Annotated in this window: 16 protein-coding genes and 1 tRNA gene; 7 read left to right on the top strand and 10 right to left on the bottom strand. The window is 34.3% G+C overall.

The window, feature by feature from the left end; translation table 11 throughout:
* The first annotated feature begins 99 nt into the window (after nt 1-99).
* From AC27IF_RS05730 to AC27IF_RS05745, 4 genes are all read left to right on the top strand, one after another.
* The gene (locus AC27IF_RS05730) at nt 100-1,020 is read left to right on the top strand and encodes a LysR family transcriptional regulator (protein WP_487052826.1); all 921 of its coding nucleotides are present in this window, start codon (nt 100-102) and stop codon (nt 1,018-1,020) included.
* 26 nt (nt 1,021-1,046) lie between these two features.
* Nucleotides 1,047-2,597, top strand: coding sequence for a hypothetical protein (locus AC27IF_RS05735; protein ID WP_487052827.1), 1,551 nt, complete (start codon nt 1,047-1,049; stop codon nt 2,595-2,597).
* 9 nt (nt 2,598-2,606) lie between these two features.
* Complete coding sequence (locus AC27IF_RS05740; protein WP_487052828.1) at nt 2,607-3,563, top strand: uracil-DNA glycosylase; 957 nt, start codon at nt 2,607-2,609, stop codon at nt 3,561-3,563.
* A gap of 113 nt (nt 3,564-3,676) precedes the next feature.
* Nucleotides 3,677-4,768: a YHYH domain-containing protein gene (locus AC27IF_RS05745; protein WP_487052829.1), complete on the top strand. Its 1,092-nt coding sequence runs from the start codon at nt 3,677-3,679 to the stop codon at nt 4,766-4,768.
* Between the two features lie 173 nt (nt 4,769-4,941).
* Here AC27IF_RS05745 and AC27IF_RS05750 read toward each other — a convergent pair whose 3' ends face one another.
* On the bottom strand, nt 4,942-6,039 hold the full coding sequence (locus AC27IF_RS05750) for an HNH endonuclease (protein WP_487052830.1): 1,098 nt from the start codon (nt 6,037-6,039) through the stop codon (nt 4,942-4,944).
* 317 nt (nt 6,040-6,356) lie between these two features.
* Here AC27IF_RS05750 and AC27IF_RS05755 point away from each other — a divergent pair, with 317 nt between their 5' ends.
* Together AC27IF_RS05755 and AC27IF_RS05760 are read left to right on the top strand one after the other, a co-directional pair.
* The gene (locus AC27IF_RS05755) at nt 6,357-7,184 is read left to right on the top strand and encodes a hypothetical protein (protein ID WP_487052831.1); all 828 of its coding nucleotides are present in this window, start codon (nt 6,357-6,359) and stop codon (nt 7,182-7,184) included.
* Nucleotides 7,185-7,345: 161 nt separating this feature from the next.
* The gene (locus AC27IF_RS05760) at nt 7,346-8,533 is read left to right on the top strand and encodes a hypothetical protein (protein WP_487052833.1); all 1,188 of its coding nucleotides are present in this window, start codon (nt 7,346-7,348) and stop codon (nt 8,531-8,533) included.
* Nucleotides 8,534-8,900: 367 nt separating this feature from the next.
* Here the strand turns inward: AC27IF_RS05760 and AC27IF_RS05765 are convergent, their stop codons facing one another.
* The 9 genes from AC27IF_RS05765 to AC27IF_RS05805 all read right to left on the bottom strand — a co-directional run bounded on the left by AC27IF_RS05765 (nt 8,901) and on the right by AC27IF_RS05805 (nt 15,466).
* Nucleotides 8,901-9,353: a hypothetical protein gene (locus AC27IF_RS05765; RefSeq protein ID WP_487052834.1), complete on the bottom strand. Its 453-nt coding sequence runs from the start codon at nt 9,351-9,353 to the stop codon at nt 8,901-8,903.
* 357 nt (nt 9,354-9,710) lie between these two features.
* Nucleotides 9,711-11,780, bottom strand: a complete 2,070-nt coding sequence (locus AC27IF_RS05770; RefSeq protein WP_487052836.1) for a DNA-primase RepB domain-containing protein — start codon at nt 11,778-11,780, stop codon at nt 9,711-9,713.
* 107 nt (nt 11,781-11,887) lie between these two features.
* A complete protein-coding gene (locus AC27IF_RS05775) occupies nt 11,888-12,406 on the bottom strand; it encodes a hypothetical protein (RefSeq protein WP_487052837.1) in 519 nt (172 codons plus the stop codon).
* Nucleotides 12,407-12,408: 2 nt separating this feature from the next.
* Entirely contained in the window at nt 12,409-12,588 is a 180-nt protein-coding gene (locus AC27IF_RS05780; protein WP_487052839.1) for a hypothetical protein, read from the bottom strand.
* Nucleotides 12,588-12,884, bottom strand: a complete 297-nt coding sequence (locus AC27IF_RS05785; RefSeq protein ID WP_487052840.1) for a hypothetical protein — start codon at nt 12,882-12,884, stop codon at nt 12,588-12,590. The genes AC27IF_RS05780 and AC27IF_RS05785 overlap by 1 nt, the downstream gene beginning before the upstream one ends.
* 75 nt (nt 12,885-12,959) lie before the next feature.
* Nucleotides 12,960-13,724 carry a hypothetical protein gene (locus AC27IF_RS05790; protein WP_487052842.1) on the bottom strand — a complete coding sequence of 255 codons (765 nt, stop codon included), beginning with the start codon at nt 13,722-13,724 and terminating at the stop codon, nt 12,960-12,962.
* Nucleotides 13,724-14,737 carry a tyrosine-type recombinase/integrase gene (locus AC27IF_RS05795; protein ID WP_487052844.1) on the bottom strand — a complete coding sequence of 338 codons (1,014 nt, stop codon included), beginning with the start codon at nt 14,735-14,737 and terminating at the stop codon, nt 13,724-13,726. The genes AC27IF_RS05790 and AC27IF_RS05795 overlap by 1 nt, the downstream gene beginning before the upstream one ends.
* 117 nt (nt 14,738-14,854) lie before the next feature.
* Nucleotides 14,855-14,939, bottom strand: a tRNA-Leu gene (locus AC27IF_RS05800).
* 134 nt (nt 14,940-15,073) lie between these two features.
* Nucleotides 15,074-15,466 carry a hypothetical protein gene (locus tag AC27IF_RS05805; RefSeq protein ID WP_487052846.1) on the bottom strand — a complete coding sequence of 131 codons (393 nt, stop codon included), beginning with the start codon at nt 15,464-15,466 and terminating at the stop codon, nt 15,074-15,076.
* A 129-nt stretch (nt 15,467-15,595) separates the two neighbouring features.
* Here AC27IF_RS05805 and AC27IF_RS05810 point away from each other — a divergent pair, with 129 nt between their 5' ends.
* Nucleotides 15,596-16,096, top strand: coding sequence for an RDD family protein (locus AC27IF_RS05810; protein ID WP_487052848.1), 501 nt, complete (start codon nt 15,596-15,598; stop codon nt 16,094-16,096).
* The last annotated feature ends 39 nt before the right edge of the window (nt 16,097-16,135 follow it).

The raw sequence follows: 16,135 nt of genomic DNA on the forward strand, positions 1-16,135 counted from the left end.
AAGGGAGGATAAAAAATTAGTAATGTTTCATGGATGAAACCAGCCTAAATATATGTTACAAGTAAGTCACTAATAATAAGGAAAGGTTGTTACTTGCTCATGAAGGTTAATCCACTCTCGAATATTAACCCTAGCGTATTCCCTGCTTTTTTGGCTGTTGCAGAGCACAAAAGCTTTACTGCCGCAGCTGATGCTATTTATAAAACTCAAAGTGGAATTAGCCGTCACGTTAGTGAACTAGAAAAGCAACTTGGTGTTCAACTATTTGTCCGTAGTTCAAAGGATGTTGAGCTTACCGAGATAGGCAAGCAATTTGTAGACCTCATCAAGATTCACCTCGATTCTTTAGATAGATTATATGAAGAAGCACAAAATGAACAAAAAGGCTGTCGGGGGAAGGTGCGTTATGCAATGCCCCCCAGCTGCCTTTTGTCTCCTCACTTCCCTATCATATTAGACAAACGAAAAGACTACCCTGAAATAGAACTCAATGTTGAATTGATGCCTAATGACAACGTATTTGAAATGGTACTTGGCTCTCAAGCAGATTTTGGATTTGTAACGGAGCGTATTAATAACCCTGCATTACAATATGAATCATTCTGCCAAGAAGAGTATGTCATGGTTGGCTCTCCTGAAGTTATCGCAAACCTAAATATTGATAATGTTATTCATGAAAAATATGTTTCATACCCAGGTATGGATGTATATGTGAATTTATGGCTAAAACATTTCCTACCGGATGAGCAGTTTACTAAAGCACGTTCATTATATTATGCCGGAGTGATCAACGTTATTGAAGGTGCTATAACAATGGTTAAAAAAGGTGTGGGGTTATCTGTATTCCCTCATCATTGTGTGAGCCAATATATTGAAACAGGTGAACTAGTAGTGTATTCACCAGGTAATACCGAGGCATTAACAAACTGGATTTATATAGTTCAACAAAATTCTTCATCAATCCCTTTTCGAGTATCGATGATAATAGAATGGTTTCTTGAGCTTCATAGGGATGATTGATTAACTCACTTAGATAAGGATATTACATGTATAAAGTTTTAGCATTAAATGGCGATTGTTGGGCTACCCCAGATAGCACGATTGAAAGTTTTTGGTCAGCATTAGGCACAGGAATTGACGGACTAACTTTAAATATATTTCTTACGAACGATAATAAAATTGTTTGCGCTCCTTCTAGCCAACTTCTCCCTTATACGGGTAAAGAGGTTCAGATTAATGAAGCTTCATTTTCTGAAATACAAAAGCTTGATGCCGGAGCAACTTGGCGTTCAACTGTTTTAAATGATGGACAGCCAACGGGAGCAAGAGGGGAAGACACTCCTTGGATAGCACCTAACCAACGACAGAAATTGTCATACCCCGATATAGCCTTAGTTTTACAAACCTTTGGACGTAGAACGAATATCCAACTTAAGCTAAGTGAAGACGCTGAAATAGTTAATCACCTAATTCCAACTCTTCAACAATTTGGATTAGAAAATAAAATAACGTTAATCGCTAATCAACATCAAATTTCAGCCATTCAAGAATTATCTCACATCTCATGCGTTTTAGATGTTACATCGTTAGATAGCAAAGAGCTCTTAACACTCATAACAGTTCCATCTATTTCAAATGAAATATTTGTTTTATATGAGCAGCTTAAGGAGTTATCAGAAACTGAAATAGCAGCTTTTGCACAAAAATTGTCAGAGCAATCTCAAGCTGTTTATATAAGCAGTGAAACAATGCCTTTTTGTTTATCCAGTGATTCTTTAAAGGACTTAAATGGTTGGAAGCTACCAAACCCTTCAGTCGTTAGTAAAGGTGCATTACCGAGCATCGAACAAAGAACTCCGCCAGGTTCTATTTTTCAAGATAACTTTTCAGGTACTAGTATAAACTCATCACAATGGGCTACTGGTTACTCTCATGATAATGAAGACACTAAGATTCAAATAAAAAATGCATTGATTATAGATATTAAACAAGGAGGTCATTATTCTGGTGGTGCAGCTGTCATGAAAATTCCAACTCATGGTGATTTTGATGCACAGGTAGCCTTTAATGTCGCACATCCACATCAAGGTACAACCTTTGAATTAGCAGCAATATCGATTAATCCTAGCTATAAACAATGTAACCTTACATTCGATGTGCATGGAGCACCTCCTTACGCCTCAAGTGAAAGAGATGAAGATGACGGTTTTCGTTGTGGTTGGAATAATGGTTTGTCCGTCACAAACTTTATTTCATCAAGTGAAGACATCAAAAAAGCAGGAGCATCCAGCTCTGACTATAGCTTATGGGGAGAGCCCTATTCTTCAAACATTTATAATTGTTATGGCAGAGATGTGGGTAATGGGGAATTTGACTCACCTGATGGCTATATAAGACTGGTACGTCATGGCGCTATATTTAACTCCTATTATCGAGATAAATATAATGATGCATGGGTTTGTTCAGGGACAATGTTAGTTCAAAATTTACCTGATGATGTATTCCTACGCTTAGCCGCTAAACACTGGAAGAAAAAGAACCCTGAGCCGCCTCATAACAAAGTTACATTTAAAGCGTTCATATTAAAACAATACTAAGGATGGAATATGAAAATAATAAATACAATTACCTTACTCACGGTACTCGTGATAACAGGGTGTACAAGCCAACCACAAAAAGAAGTAGATAAGTCTCAAGAAACTTTTGCTAAAGCTGTTAATTGTCAGCAATTAGAAAGCCTTAGCTGGGAAGATAACACTTTATATGATGTTACTTACCAGTGCATTCCAAAAGGATGGGAGAGCTTTTTTACTTCTGCCCAAGTGAAAGAATCAATAAAAACCATTTCGGAACAACTAGCATCAGAAGTGAAAGATGGATGGGAAATAAGCCCTGATATCGGATCGACTTTTAAAGCGTTATATATGGTAAATCCTAAAAATGCACAAGGTGTCATATTAGGGCAAGATCCTGCGCCACAGCCAGGGTTAGCAACTGGTTTATCTTTTTCATTACCTTCGGGGACGCCAACATCTAAAGTTGCTTCAGTGCAACGTGTATTTTTAGAAGCCAATAATGAAAAAGTGTGTACAAGTTTATCCGATGGAGATGCTTCTCAATGGGCAAGAAATAACGTTCTTCTTCTTAATATGGCACTAACTATCCCATGTCCCCCTGGTAAGTTTTGTAAAATAGCCAAACATGTTCCTCTTTGGGAGGGGTTTACAGGCCATTTAATGGAATATATTGATACTTTTGAGCAGCCGATGTCTTTTATTCTGTGGGGAAGCAAAGCTAAAGCGTATGCTAATACAGTGAAAAACCCAACCCATAAGACTTTCGAGGGAGGTCATCCTTCCCCAAAAGCACCATCTACTAATTTCTTTTGTAAAAACTATTTTAGTTGCGCTAACAAATGGTTAACTAAAAATGAGTCAAAGCCTATTGATTGGAACTTAAGTGAAAACTGTCAAGTTGAGCCTGCTTGTGTATGGGAATGGGACTCATCAACACGTACATCTTCTTGTAAGAGTGTTTGTCAGGACCAAGCTTGCCCGATTTAGGGGGAGCTTAGTTACATAGTTGAAATATGCAAACTTACTCAACCGGTTAATATATTTCAACGAAGTTAAGTTTAATTCATCAGTAACAGTGATAAATCACCATGGAGAAGGATATGCAGTCAACATTAACTAAAATAAATAATATGTTTTTTAACGGTATTATTGGACTACTTTTATTTTATTCTTTCGTTTGTGAGGCTCATCCAGGAGGTAAAGATAGTAATGGCGGTCATCTTGAGCGCTCTACCGGTATTTATCATTGTCATGATGTTGGCTGTATTACCACTAAAACTAAAAACTCAATTAAAATCACTTCTTTTAATATCCAGTTTTTGGGAAACGGTAAAAATCGTGATAATTCAGCTCTAGCGTCTGTGGTCGCGGATAGTGATATAGTTTTAGTGCAAGAGCTAGTTGCCCCTCCTACTCAAGGAGTATACCCCGATGGCTCTAAATATAATGCAGACCCAGAAGCCTTAGCTTTTTTCAAAGAAATGACCGGCAGAGGTTTTACATATATCTTATCTGAAGAAGATACTGGGACTGGTGATAAAATTCATAAAGCATCCTCAGCCACAGAGTGGTGGGTTGCTTTTTATAAAGAACAAAAAGTTTCTGTTTCTAAGGAGCTTCTTGAAGCGGGAATTGGTGGCTTCTTAGAAAGTGATAGATCAAATCATGATGATTTTGAACGTGTTCCATACGCATTTCCTTTTGTAATAAACGAGTCTGGAACAGACTTTGTTCTGGTTTCCGTACACCTAATGCCTTTATCAGGACCGAAAAGCAGAGCCAGAAGAAAGCATGAGTTGGAGTCTATCTATACTTGGATAGATGAGCATGATGAGAAAGAAAAAGATTTTATTATTGTTGGTGATATGAACCTTTATAAATGTGATGTATTAACAACAATGAATATAGGCGAATTTAAAACACTAAATTCAAATTGTTTAAACACGAATACCAATGTGAATGGACCTGAGCCATTTGATCACGTTCTTTACAGAGAAAATTTCACTCAAGAAATTGATATAGAGTATGGTTTTACGGTAACAAACCTAATTACAGCGATGAAAGCACCTTGGTATGAAAACTTCACTCATGAATACCCAGGTGAACCATATCAACATAATCCATTTAGGGCTCGATTTTCAGATCATCATCCGGTTAGTTTTAAAATAAAATCTGTAATAGATGATGATTAGACAATCAATATAAAAATGAAAATTAGCCATGTTTTAAAGCTACTATGTGCGCATTGGAGACATTAGCAACTCGTTAACCCTTACGTCCGCTTCAGAAGGTTTAGATAACGACAAAAAAGAAATCAATTGCAAATGGTTCGTATCTAAATACTTATACTTTAAATTTAATAATATTATCCGTAGTGTTCTTGTCTATGGCAGTTTGGACAAAGTGCTATTGCATTGTCTACCGTATCATCACCGCCATCGGCTAACCTAATTTTATGGTGAACCTCTAAGTAAGGCGTATCATCTTTTCTACGTATAAAAGGCGCCTTATTATTAGGTAGTTTACAATTTTCAGCCTCACAATAACCATTAGCCCTTTCCAGTACATATGCCACTACATCAGGGTTACGGTCATAAACAGTTGCAGTCACTATCCTAGCATTTGGTTTAGGCTTCTTAGCCGCCTTTTTAAGGCGCTTCTTTCGCTCTGCCGACGAATCAGCTAAAGATTGTTTTACTTGATCTTGAAAGCTATTCTGGTGGCTTACAGCTGATATAGCAGCATCTGTATCAGCGCCAGCTAATTGAAACCACATCTTCCCATCTGTATCAGTAATGTGACCTAAAGACTTAAAAATACCTTTGTAGGTAAATGGCCCGCTATCAGTGTTTCTTACAAATGTATAAATAGGGATGTTGACTGAATTGATTATTGCAGTGTTATCTTCGAATGACTCTTTAAATACATCCTGTTTTTCTTCAAATCCCTCGACTTTCTGCTTCATGCTTTTTAAATAGTATTTTAGTAATTTATTTTCAGATAACCATTGATTAGGGTACTTCCCATTATTCAAAGTTGCTTTAATAACGATTTCAGTAACTAAGCCGTTTACTTTATTAAGCTGAATTCCACCTAAACGGGTATCGTACTTACCCAAAGGTGATAATAACTCTCTAGCTGAATACTCATTATCTATATGGAAGTCTTTAATTAAGGTTTTATCATTTAAGTGAACATTAAAACGCTTTCTAAACTCACCTAATACGCTTTCATAAGTATCAAGTCCTAACCCAGTTAATTGTTGATATGCTTCGTTTTCATAATCTTTTGAGGCTGTATGTTCAAGGTATTGATATAGGTCTCCGACCTTAGCAAAGCTATTTACCCATGGCCGTTGGTTGTTAATTACATTCTTTATTTTTCCTGAAACTTTATCGGAATTTAGCCCTGGTTCAAACACTTTGTTAATTATAAAATCCTTCGCTTCTTGTATTACACTCATAAGTTACTTCCGCTGTTATATATGAACCTAATACTACAAATAATTCCATCAAGTTAATACTTAAAATTGATGACTACACACTATTACTGCTAGTACTACTGTGAATTCCAGAAATGGGAAAGTCTAAGATATTTGGCCATATATTTTCTAATGCATTATGAGGTCTCATATTAACATCTCCGTTCTGATGATAATTAACAGATTATTGGTTTATAATGATTTGAAATTATGGGATATTAATACGAATTTAATAAACTTCATGTGACGGACAATGCTGAAACGGCTACATAATAAGAAGTTAGGTTTACAAGGAAAGTATGATTAGCACATTAATCCCATTTAAACTAGTAATAGAAAAAGTCCCATTCTTAGAGTACTTTTTCAGAATATCTAAATTTATCATTTGGCCTAAGATAAGAAAATCGGAAGTAGCGGACAATGATTTAAGGTTTGCTTTAGTTGATTTGGTGCTATCCTTTTCTGTTTTTTCTATATTGATAGCACTAACAACATCTAATGGTACTGATTTAAGTTTCAGAGACGTTACTTCAATTTTTAATTTTGAATGGGTTGTTTTATCATTTATTTATTACTCTTTTGTACCTGCTTTTTTTCTAGGTCTATTTTATTTGGCTTACTTTAAATGGGTAGATAAACGCGACAAACCGTTTGCCAGTATATATCTATTAGTTCTCCATTTTGTAAGGACTCACTCTATAACCGTTGTGCTTGCATTATACGGCTTATCATATATTTTATCTTTATACTTTAATCATGGCATCCATCCTGATAACTTCGATGAATACTTTGCATCTTTAGATAGTACAAAAACTTACAGTATTATTTTTATAATAGTTTTTTTTTACATATATGTACTGCCTTTAACTATTTTCTGTAAAAGTAAAAAAGGAATTAAACCTTTTTGTATTTCTTTCGTTTGTTCGCTTATTATTTATTTTTCAGCTTTGCAAATGAATATGGTTGTACCCTCATACTTCACGAAAAATTCAATCGATTCTGAAAAGTTATGTGATGTTACTAAGAAATCAAAATTCTATAAAAAACAGAGCGTTCACAACAAAAAACAAATAGAATCATCCGCATGCAATCAGAGCAAGTCATCTACCAGGGCAAATAACAGTTAGCCTTGCTCCTGCGTCACTATTTTAACCAGCAATTATTTGCCTCTGAATGAGGTGTTGGTTAGAAATCTCATCCACTTTTCGAAATTTGAAATAGGTTCAACAATCTTAAGTTACAGTAGTATTTTTAATAAATAATATATTTTACATAAAAAGGTATTGATGTGTCAGATTTAGCTAAAAGAGAAGAAAATGGTCGTTTAGGGGAAGCATTAACGGAAGCGGTTTTATTAAAAAGATTTTGGGTTTTAGACCGCTCTGCTGATGTAGATGGAGGAGATTTTTTAGTACAAAAACGACATAACTCATTACAAGAATTACGTCAGTCCACTAAGAAAATAGATAGTTTAGGTATTGTTCAATCAAAGTTCTTTGAAGGGCAAAATCGCGTCGAAATAAAATCACACTATGTCACCGATGATAATGAACCACGCGAAGATTTTTTTTGTTTTATTTTTACCGAAGATGAAGATGGGGAAGATGTTTGTTACTTTTTTACTGCACATGATATTGTGAATCATCTCAATCCATCTAAAAGTGGGGAAGTGTACTACTTCGCTATTTTAGAAAGTAGAAAATATGAAGCATTTAAAGGGTTAAAGAAGAAGGTAATACTCGATAAAATTGAAAATGGAATGCTTAAAGTTGAAGTGTCTAGAAATAAAGAGTTCCTTAAACAAGCATCATTTGTTTTTGCAAATGCCACTAGACATTTTGATGAAATACCCAATTTCGAGTATCACTTACAGGTTTACAATAACGTACCATTGGTGATTTGCAAGAATTTAAACACACATCACGAGCACCTTCTTGAAGTGAGAAGAGATTTGTTTCATTGCCATGCAGAATACGCATGGGGAAATTATAACAGTAGCGTTAAATTACTTGCTATTAGCATCCTCACACATCATATGGATGGCATGCAACCACCTGAACAAGCTGTTTTCTCTCTTATTGAAAATAAACTCGCACTACTAAATTCAAGCGATACATATATTCTTACTTCTGAGGAGATACAATCCTGTATTATGGAACAATTAGAATATTTAGATACTATTCCAAGAAAAGAAGACAAATTATTAAAACAAATAAACCAAAATGCGGAATTCTTTGTCGTGTTAGGAAGGGATAACAATAAAGTTAAATTTCAAAATAAAGCTTCTAAGATCTTAATGATAGATCTTCCTGATGGGCATCACCTATTATCAGAAATAGACAGATTTCTTCCTATATCTAGACAATCGATCGATGTTGTTGCTTCTAATTTATTGTATCCATTTATACTAGAAACGAAGCCTGATGGAGAGGTCGTATTTCATGATAAAATTAAAATTATCTATTATGATAACTAAATCATATCAGTCTATTGTTAAATTAAAATTGCATTCAAGCTTAGTATCAAGTTACTCAAATAGAAAAATAATAGTGGGCCATCGCTTCGCAATTATAGCCAACCATTATTGTCAACTTAGCAAAGCGTTATCGATACAAAATCTAATCCAAATTCAATCCTAATATGTTGATGCTAATGTCTCGAATGTGGCATTAGTTGCAATAGTCAAAAAGGTACTTCCCAGCGACACCGGATCTCAAGGGTGCGGCTCTGCGCGGAATATCGCTTTTTTAGAAAAAATAAATTATAGGACCTTAAACCTAAAAACATGTTTAATAGTTGGAAAGGCTTATTAACTCACCAACTATTAATACTAGCCCTTTAGGCTAAAAATCATGTATCAAATTAGAAGAATGAATATTAAAAACACTGTCTGTACCTATAAAGTGCTCTTCTAATAACTTTATCTGTTCATCAAATTCAAAGATTGTATTATTAGTCACTTCAATATCACGAACATATGCTCCCCATTCTTCAATATCCATCTTATTTTTAAATAATAAAATTAGTAATTCTTGTTGTTTCTCTGAAGCATTTATTAAATTTGACCACTTTTCAAATCCCATCAACAATGCAAAAAGATGTTGTGCTTTCATTAAGGTAAAGCATTTTAATTCGACTTCGACCAAGTCATAACTATTAATTATTTCATCAATGTCAAAGTACTTGGGCTTATAGCCAAATATAGCTATTTCATTTTCTTCAGATTGTAAGAACTGAGTTTGATAGTCTTTATGTAGGTTTTTTGCTTGGAGTTTAAAGAATGGGATAGCTTGCATAATATAATCCTAGTTAGTTTATCAATATTACTATCTAAAATTTCATGCACTCGTAACCATTTAATAGATAATAATCTTGATATAGGTTTTATATTATCGGTATTGGTTGATGAAATCTTTGCACGAGTGAGCAGGCTACCAAAAAGCACAACTAAACTATAATTAATATTTACATCATTATCAATTAAAACATATTTAACCTATGGTAGTTAAAAAACTAGAAAACTAGAAAACTAAGAATCAATTAACCAATGTGGCTTATTAGTTTAGTAATAACTACTAACTGGTTTATTATATATACCCCTTATAAATACTGGGTTTCCTAGTTTATTAGTTTTTTACTCCCCATTTGTGAAACTAACCATTGTGGATTGAATGGTATAAATTAGCATTATTCTTACAGACCTCTACCGACCATTCTTTTCCTTCTTTTTGTTTTAACAGTGAAGTAATATAACTTTTACTAAAACGTGGCTTTAATGCTGAGTGTAATTCATTTATTAACTCTGTTTTCTTTTTGATATTTTGCTGAATTAAATCATGAGCTTTATTGATAATAATATTATTTTTATCCTGAATTACTGCATGAGAAGGATTATCCACACATTTAACAGAATTTAATAAATCTTCATAATTAATATTGTCTTCAATAGAGTATGTGAAAAACACTTCTTTTTTTACATTCCCTCTGGCTTTATTATTAATAAATTTAACCTTTCTTACAGAATCAGTTTCACCATCACTTTCGATAACATATGCACAGTCAAAATCATCAAGTATATCTGTTGTGCCTGCATGTACTTTTCGACCATTATTATCATTTTGTTTGTTAACATGTGCTAGAGCTATAACTGTCCCGCCACTAGTCGAAAAACGCCTTAATACTTTAGAGAACTCACTACTTCCTTTCTTATCCATTAAATCAGTAAATTTTTTTAATGTGTCTAAAATGATGATTTGGTTTTTTGCACAATTATTTTCTATCATCGACTCAAGATACTCAGTAAGTCTTGATGTTTTAAACCGAGGAATGTCTTGTGCCATTTTGTTTTCAAGATAATCAGCTTTAACAACATCAGGTAGAATCATGTCAATTCCGTACTTTTCAAATATACTCAATTTAAATACTGCTGCATTAAAACTATCATCAGCATTAATATAAGAAATATCTTCACCATTAATTTCACCTGACTGAACAGCCTCTATTAATAACTTTATTGTTATTAATGTTTTCCCAGTGTTCGGTGCGGCATATAAAACAGTTAGTTGACCGAGGACTGCAATATCTTTAAGTACAAACTTATCTTCAAGCATCTGCTTTTTCATACTTTTACTTGCACCGTTCAGTGTAAATTGCTTTAAACCGATTAATGGGATGCAAGGAGCTTTTGATATGTATGGAGGTTGAATATTAACTTGTGCACGTTTGGCATCAGAATCCCAGCCTCCTGTAGGCTCAGGTACAGGTCTACCTTGAAATGAGTATAGAGCTGACTTACAACCGAAGTCACTTTTACAAAGAGCATAACCATCAGCTATAAATTTATAAAATTGTAGTTGTTCATGAGCAGCCCATGGCGGATTACATCTTGGATTTAAGTGCTCCCAAAGTACCTCCTGAGCCACACCTAGTGGTAAACCATAATCTCTAGCTTTGGGAGCGAAATATTGTGTTAATTTAGTATTCCCGTTTACACCGCTAGTAGGAATATTTTCGCTACTAGTCTTATTAATGAAATCTATCAATATTTTTCTAGTGAAAGATGAATCATCGCAAGCATGTTTTTTACCAGTGATAGCTGGTACAGGTCTTTTAGTATAACTAGTTGGATTCAAACCTAACTTTAGTACTAAATCATCAAGTGAATATTTAATATTATTATCTTTGATTACTTTAGACATAAATGGATTAGTTGAATTTTTTAAATGGTAAAAGTCAGGTACCCTCATAACACGCGCTAAATCGCATACACTTTTATCAGAGTTAAACTTTTCAGCAAGTTGCCTTTGTAAAGGCTTGAATAGCTCAATACGGCTATCAGGCTCATTTAGAAACCAATAGACATGAAACTTATTGCAACTAGTTTCAACGACTATAGAGGGTTGTACAGGCAAATTTTTGATGACTTGTGCATTATCAGCACTACTATCGTCAAGGTCTATAAATAGTGAGCGTATCGCTGTTATGTTTACATTTTTTACGCCTAACCCATTTGTTTTATTGATTGTAGTAAAAATACTGAACCCTGCGTTATTTAATGTTTTTAATTCAGAAAAAACTTGGTTTAAATCGCCATTAATACACTGTATTTGACTGGTGTGGCTATTGATAGCCCTAAAAGGAATGTTTTCTTTAGTATTATATAAAAACCTTAGCAACACATTGTTTTTAAAGTCTTTTAGTAATTGATCTTCTGCGGTACTCATGAGATGATGCCTTTATTGCGCTATTGGTACGTGTCAATTTTTAATGAAATCAAAGAATAAAAAAGCACCTCTGAAACAGGTGCTTTTTTTTCGGCTGAAATATCTAATTAAGCTTCATCAAGAAATTCATCGTATTCTTTAGTTTTATGATCTGTAATTGATTCCCCTCTAATAGCTCGACCTATTAAATAAGCTTGAAGCTCAAGTTGTTTACGTAATTTCGGCTCTAAACCTTGCAGTTGAGTACGAATTAAATAATCTTCAGTATTGGTATATTCAGACCACTTTTTAGAAGCTTTCTCTTTCTTTAACTCGTAATTTTCTTGAGCTTTTTGACGTGATATATCTTCTTTAGATTGTATTACGTACTCACGACCATCATGTGCGGCTAAAGCAAAGCCAACAGTACCTAAATCTTCAATTTTTGTAATTTTGAAGTGTTCTTTTGGTTTTTTAATTGCTGCTTCCATTAGGTCAAGTTCTACTTCAGTAAAGTCCTCTCTAAATGACTTTAAAGCAAGGTTTTCACTTTTACACTCAGTAAGTTGCTTTCCTGTAGCTGACTCCAAGTAAGCTTGAATTAAATTATTTTTTCTAAAGTTTTTGTTACGTTGTGTTATGTTCATAATTATGATCCTGTCAATTCATTAAATATTTTATGTAAGTCGCTTTCGCTATGAGAGTTCACAGTAGCGTTTAGAGTTTCAGTAAGCAGCTTTAGTAGCTCAGTATCATTCAAAGCAGCCATTTCTCTAATTACTTCAACGATACCTTCCATCGTATTTGCGGAAATAACTATAGAAGGCATTAGTGAACCTCCTTTTGAGCAGGAAGTTCATTTGCCATCCATAGACAAAACATTGGCACATTGATATATAAGCGCTTACCAATGAGCTTACAGCAGCTATTTAAAACAGGATCTTCGGCTCTCCGCCAAAGCAGGTGTTTAATTTGCGAGTGAGTGAACTGACTATATTGCTTTGCCAATTCACTACTAGGTATCCAGCTATCAAGCTGAATTATGAGGGGGATTAAGGTTGTATCTATATTGTTGGTCATTAGTTTAGTCTCAGTAATTACGGTGTATTCTGGTTGAGACTTCATAATAAACATAAATTATATTTTAAAAAGATGACATTTGAAGTGTGATTCAAATGTCAGAAAATCTACTCAACTCAGTCAGGATAATAGAGTTGGCATTTCGATTTCCAAATACTTCACCATTGCTTTTATTTGCCTTACGCTTTCTGCATCACAGTTATAAAAAATAGGTGTATTAGACTCAATAACATTATTTATCCATTCTGACTCCGTCTTAGCGATTACTTTCACCTTATGATCAAGAATCTCGATGGACTCCGTGAATCGACTATGTCGATATCTAGGAATCAACTCTCGGGCTTGCTCATCAGAAAGCTTGGTTATGCTCTCAAACCATTTAATGTGACCGTCAATTTCATTCTTAGCATTCTTATATGTTAATTCCAGCGAATCTTTTAAGGATTTCATGACAACCTTGTCTTCTTCTTTTAAACTTATACATAGTTTGTCTATTGAGTTTTCAAGGTGCTTGATATGACTTTTACCTTCAGGATCAAATAATTTAACTATCCTTTGTACATGTCTTTCATTTATAGAAAATACTTTTGCGGTTTGTTTTACCGAGGTATGTTTTCTGTAACAATAAAGCAGCCTAATATATTCCGGAGACAAATTTTTGTTTTGAGCATTTCTTTTAAATGGTTTTCTCATCTGCAAAAGTTCATTTAACCAGAGAAAAACGTCTTCCTCTAGTGAAATATATAGCTCTTTTCTTGCATCGGTTTCACTTCCCGTTAAAACTTTAGAACAAACGTCAATGAGCAACGTCTCTTTGTATTTATTTAACTTCTCGATTTCAACTTCATTGCTATCATATAAATCTTTAATTTTTATTCTATGCACTAACGTATCCCTCCCATTACATCGTTAATAACATTTGCTTTGTGGCCTGTCGATAAATGGATATATCTCTTGGTCACATCTAATGTTTTATGTCCTAATATATCCGCAATTTGACCTATTTGTATATTAGCCATTGCTAGATAGCTTGCAGCTGTATGTCGTAAGTCATGAAACTTAAAATTGTCTATCTTGGCTTCTTTTAAAGCTGTACGCCAATGACAATCAAAGTTTCTGAAATATTCATTAAATTTAGATGGATGATTGAAGACAAATCCTCCACCAATTTCACGATATTTTGACAACTCATTTAAAACATCATTAGTTAATGGGAGTATTCTTGGTTCACCGTTTTTAGTTATACCTACAGAGGCGGTTTTGGCAATAAAATTAATATCTGACCACTTAAGTTTAATTAAATCACCTCGCCTTGCACCTGTCGTGATAGCCAATAACACTAATAAGTAAAGTTTATCCCAATAGGATTTTTTCACGACTTCCAATAAAATAATACGTTCTTCGTCAGAAAGGTAACGACAACGAGCATTATCTTCCTTTTGTTGTTTAACTTGTCTTGCAGGGTTTTGAGTTATTTCATATTCATCAGCTAAATATGTGAATACTGCACTTATGGCAGCTTTGAATCGATTTAATGTAGCAGGAGCGTAACCATCAGTATTTAAGGTAGCCATACCTTGCTTAATGTGTGTACGATTAAATTTACCAATTAAAGTGTCACCGTATGCATCAGACCAAAAGCCTAGCCTTTGTTTCATACTGGAACATTTACCAGAGTACTGTTTTAAATATTCTTTAATTGCTTGCTGGATTGTTAGGGATGTTAAAACATTATCAGTCAAATTATCAGCCAATTGATCATTAACTGTTAGTTGCGCTATATATAATTCAGCTTCTTTTTTACGACAGAATACCTTACCTATGCGCTTTCCATTTTTCATGAATTGCACGCGATAACGCTTGCCAGATTGACGAGTTAATACTTGGATAGATGCCATGTTATTTCCTTAATGCACATATTTGCACATATATAGTTAGAAATAACCGCAATTTTTGAGACTAAATGTTCTAATAATAATCATTTCAGCCCTCGACCAATAAGGGCTGTAATAATTTGGTACCGGAAGACGGACTTGAACCGTCACGCCCGAAGGCAACGGATTTTGAATCCGTCGTGTCTACCAATTCCACCACTCCGGCAACACAATGACTTCTCTGTTAGCACTGAGCTAAAAGAAGTGTTGGCATTATACGAAAAAAATAATGCATAGCAACTGTTTTCTTTATTACAAACAGTGGTTGCACGTAATTCCACCACTAAAGGTTTATATTGTTTAGTCGAGAAACGCTTTAAGCCACTTTTTAGCACTTTCATTGTCGTAAAAAAACTTATTACGAAGGTTATTCTTGTTATAAATTTTTGCAAACATCATTTCGGTGTTTAATGGCGTGTCACATGAGGATAAATTAAAAGCAATTGCTCTAGCGTTACCTGATTGCACATAAGATTCGTGAGTTTTTAAACTTTCGCGTGTAGCAATAGTCTCTCCAATTAGTGTCACTAAAATGGCATAATTATTTATATCAATTTGCTCAATAACTGCGAGTAGCTTTTGATGCATTTCGATAAAGAATTCATCGTTCCAAGGCCCTTCTGCATCCATTAAGATAATATTTCCATCGCAGGTAATATGGCAATGGCCATGTTGTAAAAAAGATTTATCCATTAATGTACCTGTATTGTGCTTAATCTATTTATATCAAACATGCTGTCTTCTTTATTTCAAATAGTAAGCTGTGCTTATCTTTTTATATAGCTTTTGATAGACTATACAAAAAATTTCCTCTGGTATCTAATGTCTTCCTCTTCTATTGAACATTTTCCTCGCGCTGGTTTTAGGCGTCGTTTTGGCTCTTGGGTTTATGATGTCCTCATTGGTATTGCGGTTTATATGCTTGCCGGAGCTGTCTCTTTTTTGATATTTAATCTGCTAATTAAATTTGGCGTGATTGGTATGCAAGGCTTTGAACATGTTATTGATTTACAACGTTCGTCCGTTATTTACAGCATATTAATTTACGGGTGGAATACCGCTTGGGTGAGTTTTTTCTTTGTCTACTTTTGGTCGAAAAGCGGCCAAACCTTAGGTATGAGAGCATGGCGTTTAAGGCTGCAAAACCAAGATGGTACACGTATAAATAAAATAACAGGAATAAAGCGTTTATTACCCACCTTACTTGGTTTAGGTAATTTAACCGTTATTTTTGATAGAAAACACAAACTGAGCCTACAAGACAGGTTAACGCATACCGAAGTTGTTGTGCTTTCTTTGGCGGAAAACAAAGGTCGATTATAAGCGAGTTGAATTTAAAAGTCTTAGAGATAAAAAGTGGCG

The organism is Colwellia sp. KS18-150 (genome assembly GCF_057551365.1).

Coding starts and splice junctions, on each gene's coding strand:
- AC27IF_RS05785 (WP_487052840.1), bottom strand. CDS start 12,884: ATGAAGTCTCAACCAGAATACACCGTAATTACTGAGACTAAACTAATG.
- AC27IF_RS05730 (WP_487052826.1), top strand. CDS start 100: ATGAAGGTTAATCCACTCTCGAATATTAACCCTAGCGTATTCCCTGCT.
- AC27IF_RS05755 (WP_487052831.1), top strand. CDS start 6,357: ATGATTAGCACATTAATCCCATTTAAACTAGTAATAGAAAAAGTCCCA.
- AC27IF_RS05740 (WP_487052828.1), top strand. CDS start 2,607: ATGAAAATAATAAATACAATTACCTTACTCACGGTACTCGTGATAACA.
- AC27IF_RS05735 (WP_487052827.1), top strand. CDS start 1,047: ATGTATAAAGTTTTAGCATTAAATGGCGATTGTTGGGCTACCCCAGAT.
- AC27IF_RS05810 (WP_487052848.1), top strand. CDS start 15,596: ATGTCTTCCTCTTCTATTGAACATTTTCCTCGCGCTGGTTTTAGGCGT.
- AC27IF_RS05780 (WP_487052839.1), bottom strand. CDS start 12,588: ATGCCTTCTATAGTTATTTCCGCAAATACGATGGAAGGTATCGTTGAA.
- AC27IF_RS05765 (WP_487052834.1), bottom strand. CDS start 9,353: ATGCAAGCTATCCCATTCTTTAAACTCCAAGCAAAAAACCTACATAAA.
- AC27IF_RS05770 (WP_487052836.1), bottom strand. CDS start 11,780: ATGAGTACCGCAGAAGATCAATTACTAAAAGACTTTAAAAACAATGTG.
- AC27IF_RS05750 (WP_487052830.1), bottom strand. CDS start 6,039: ATGAGTGTAATACAAGAAGCGAAGGATTTTATAATTAACAAAGTGTTT.
- AC27IF_RS05795 (WP_487052844.1), bottom strand. CDS start 14,737: ATGGCATCTATCCAAGTATTAACTCGTCAATCTGGCAAGCGTTATCGC.
- AC27IF_RS05745 (WP_487052829.1), top strand. CDS start 3,677: ATGCAGTCAACATTAACTAAAATAAATAATATGTTTTTTAACGGTATT.
- AC27IF_RS05805 (WP_487052846.1), bottom strand. CDS start 15,466: ATGGATAAATCTTTTTTACAACATGGCCATTGCCATATTACCTGCGAT.
- AC27IF_RS05775 (WP_487052837.1), bottom strand. CDS start 12,406: ATGAACATAACACAACGTAACAAAAACTTTAGAAAAAATAATTTAATT.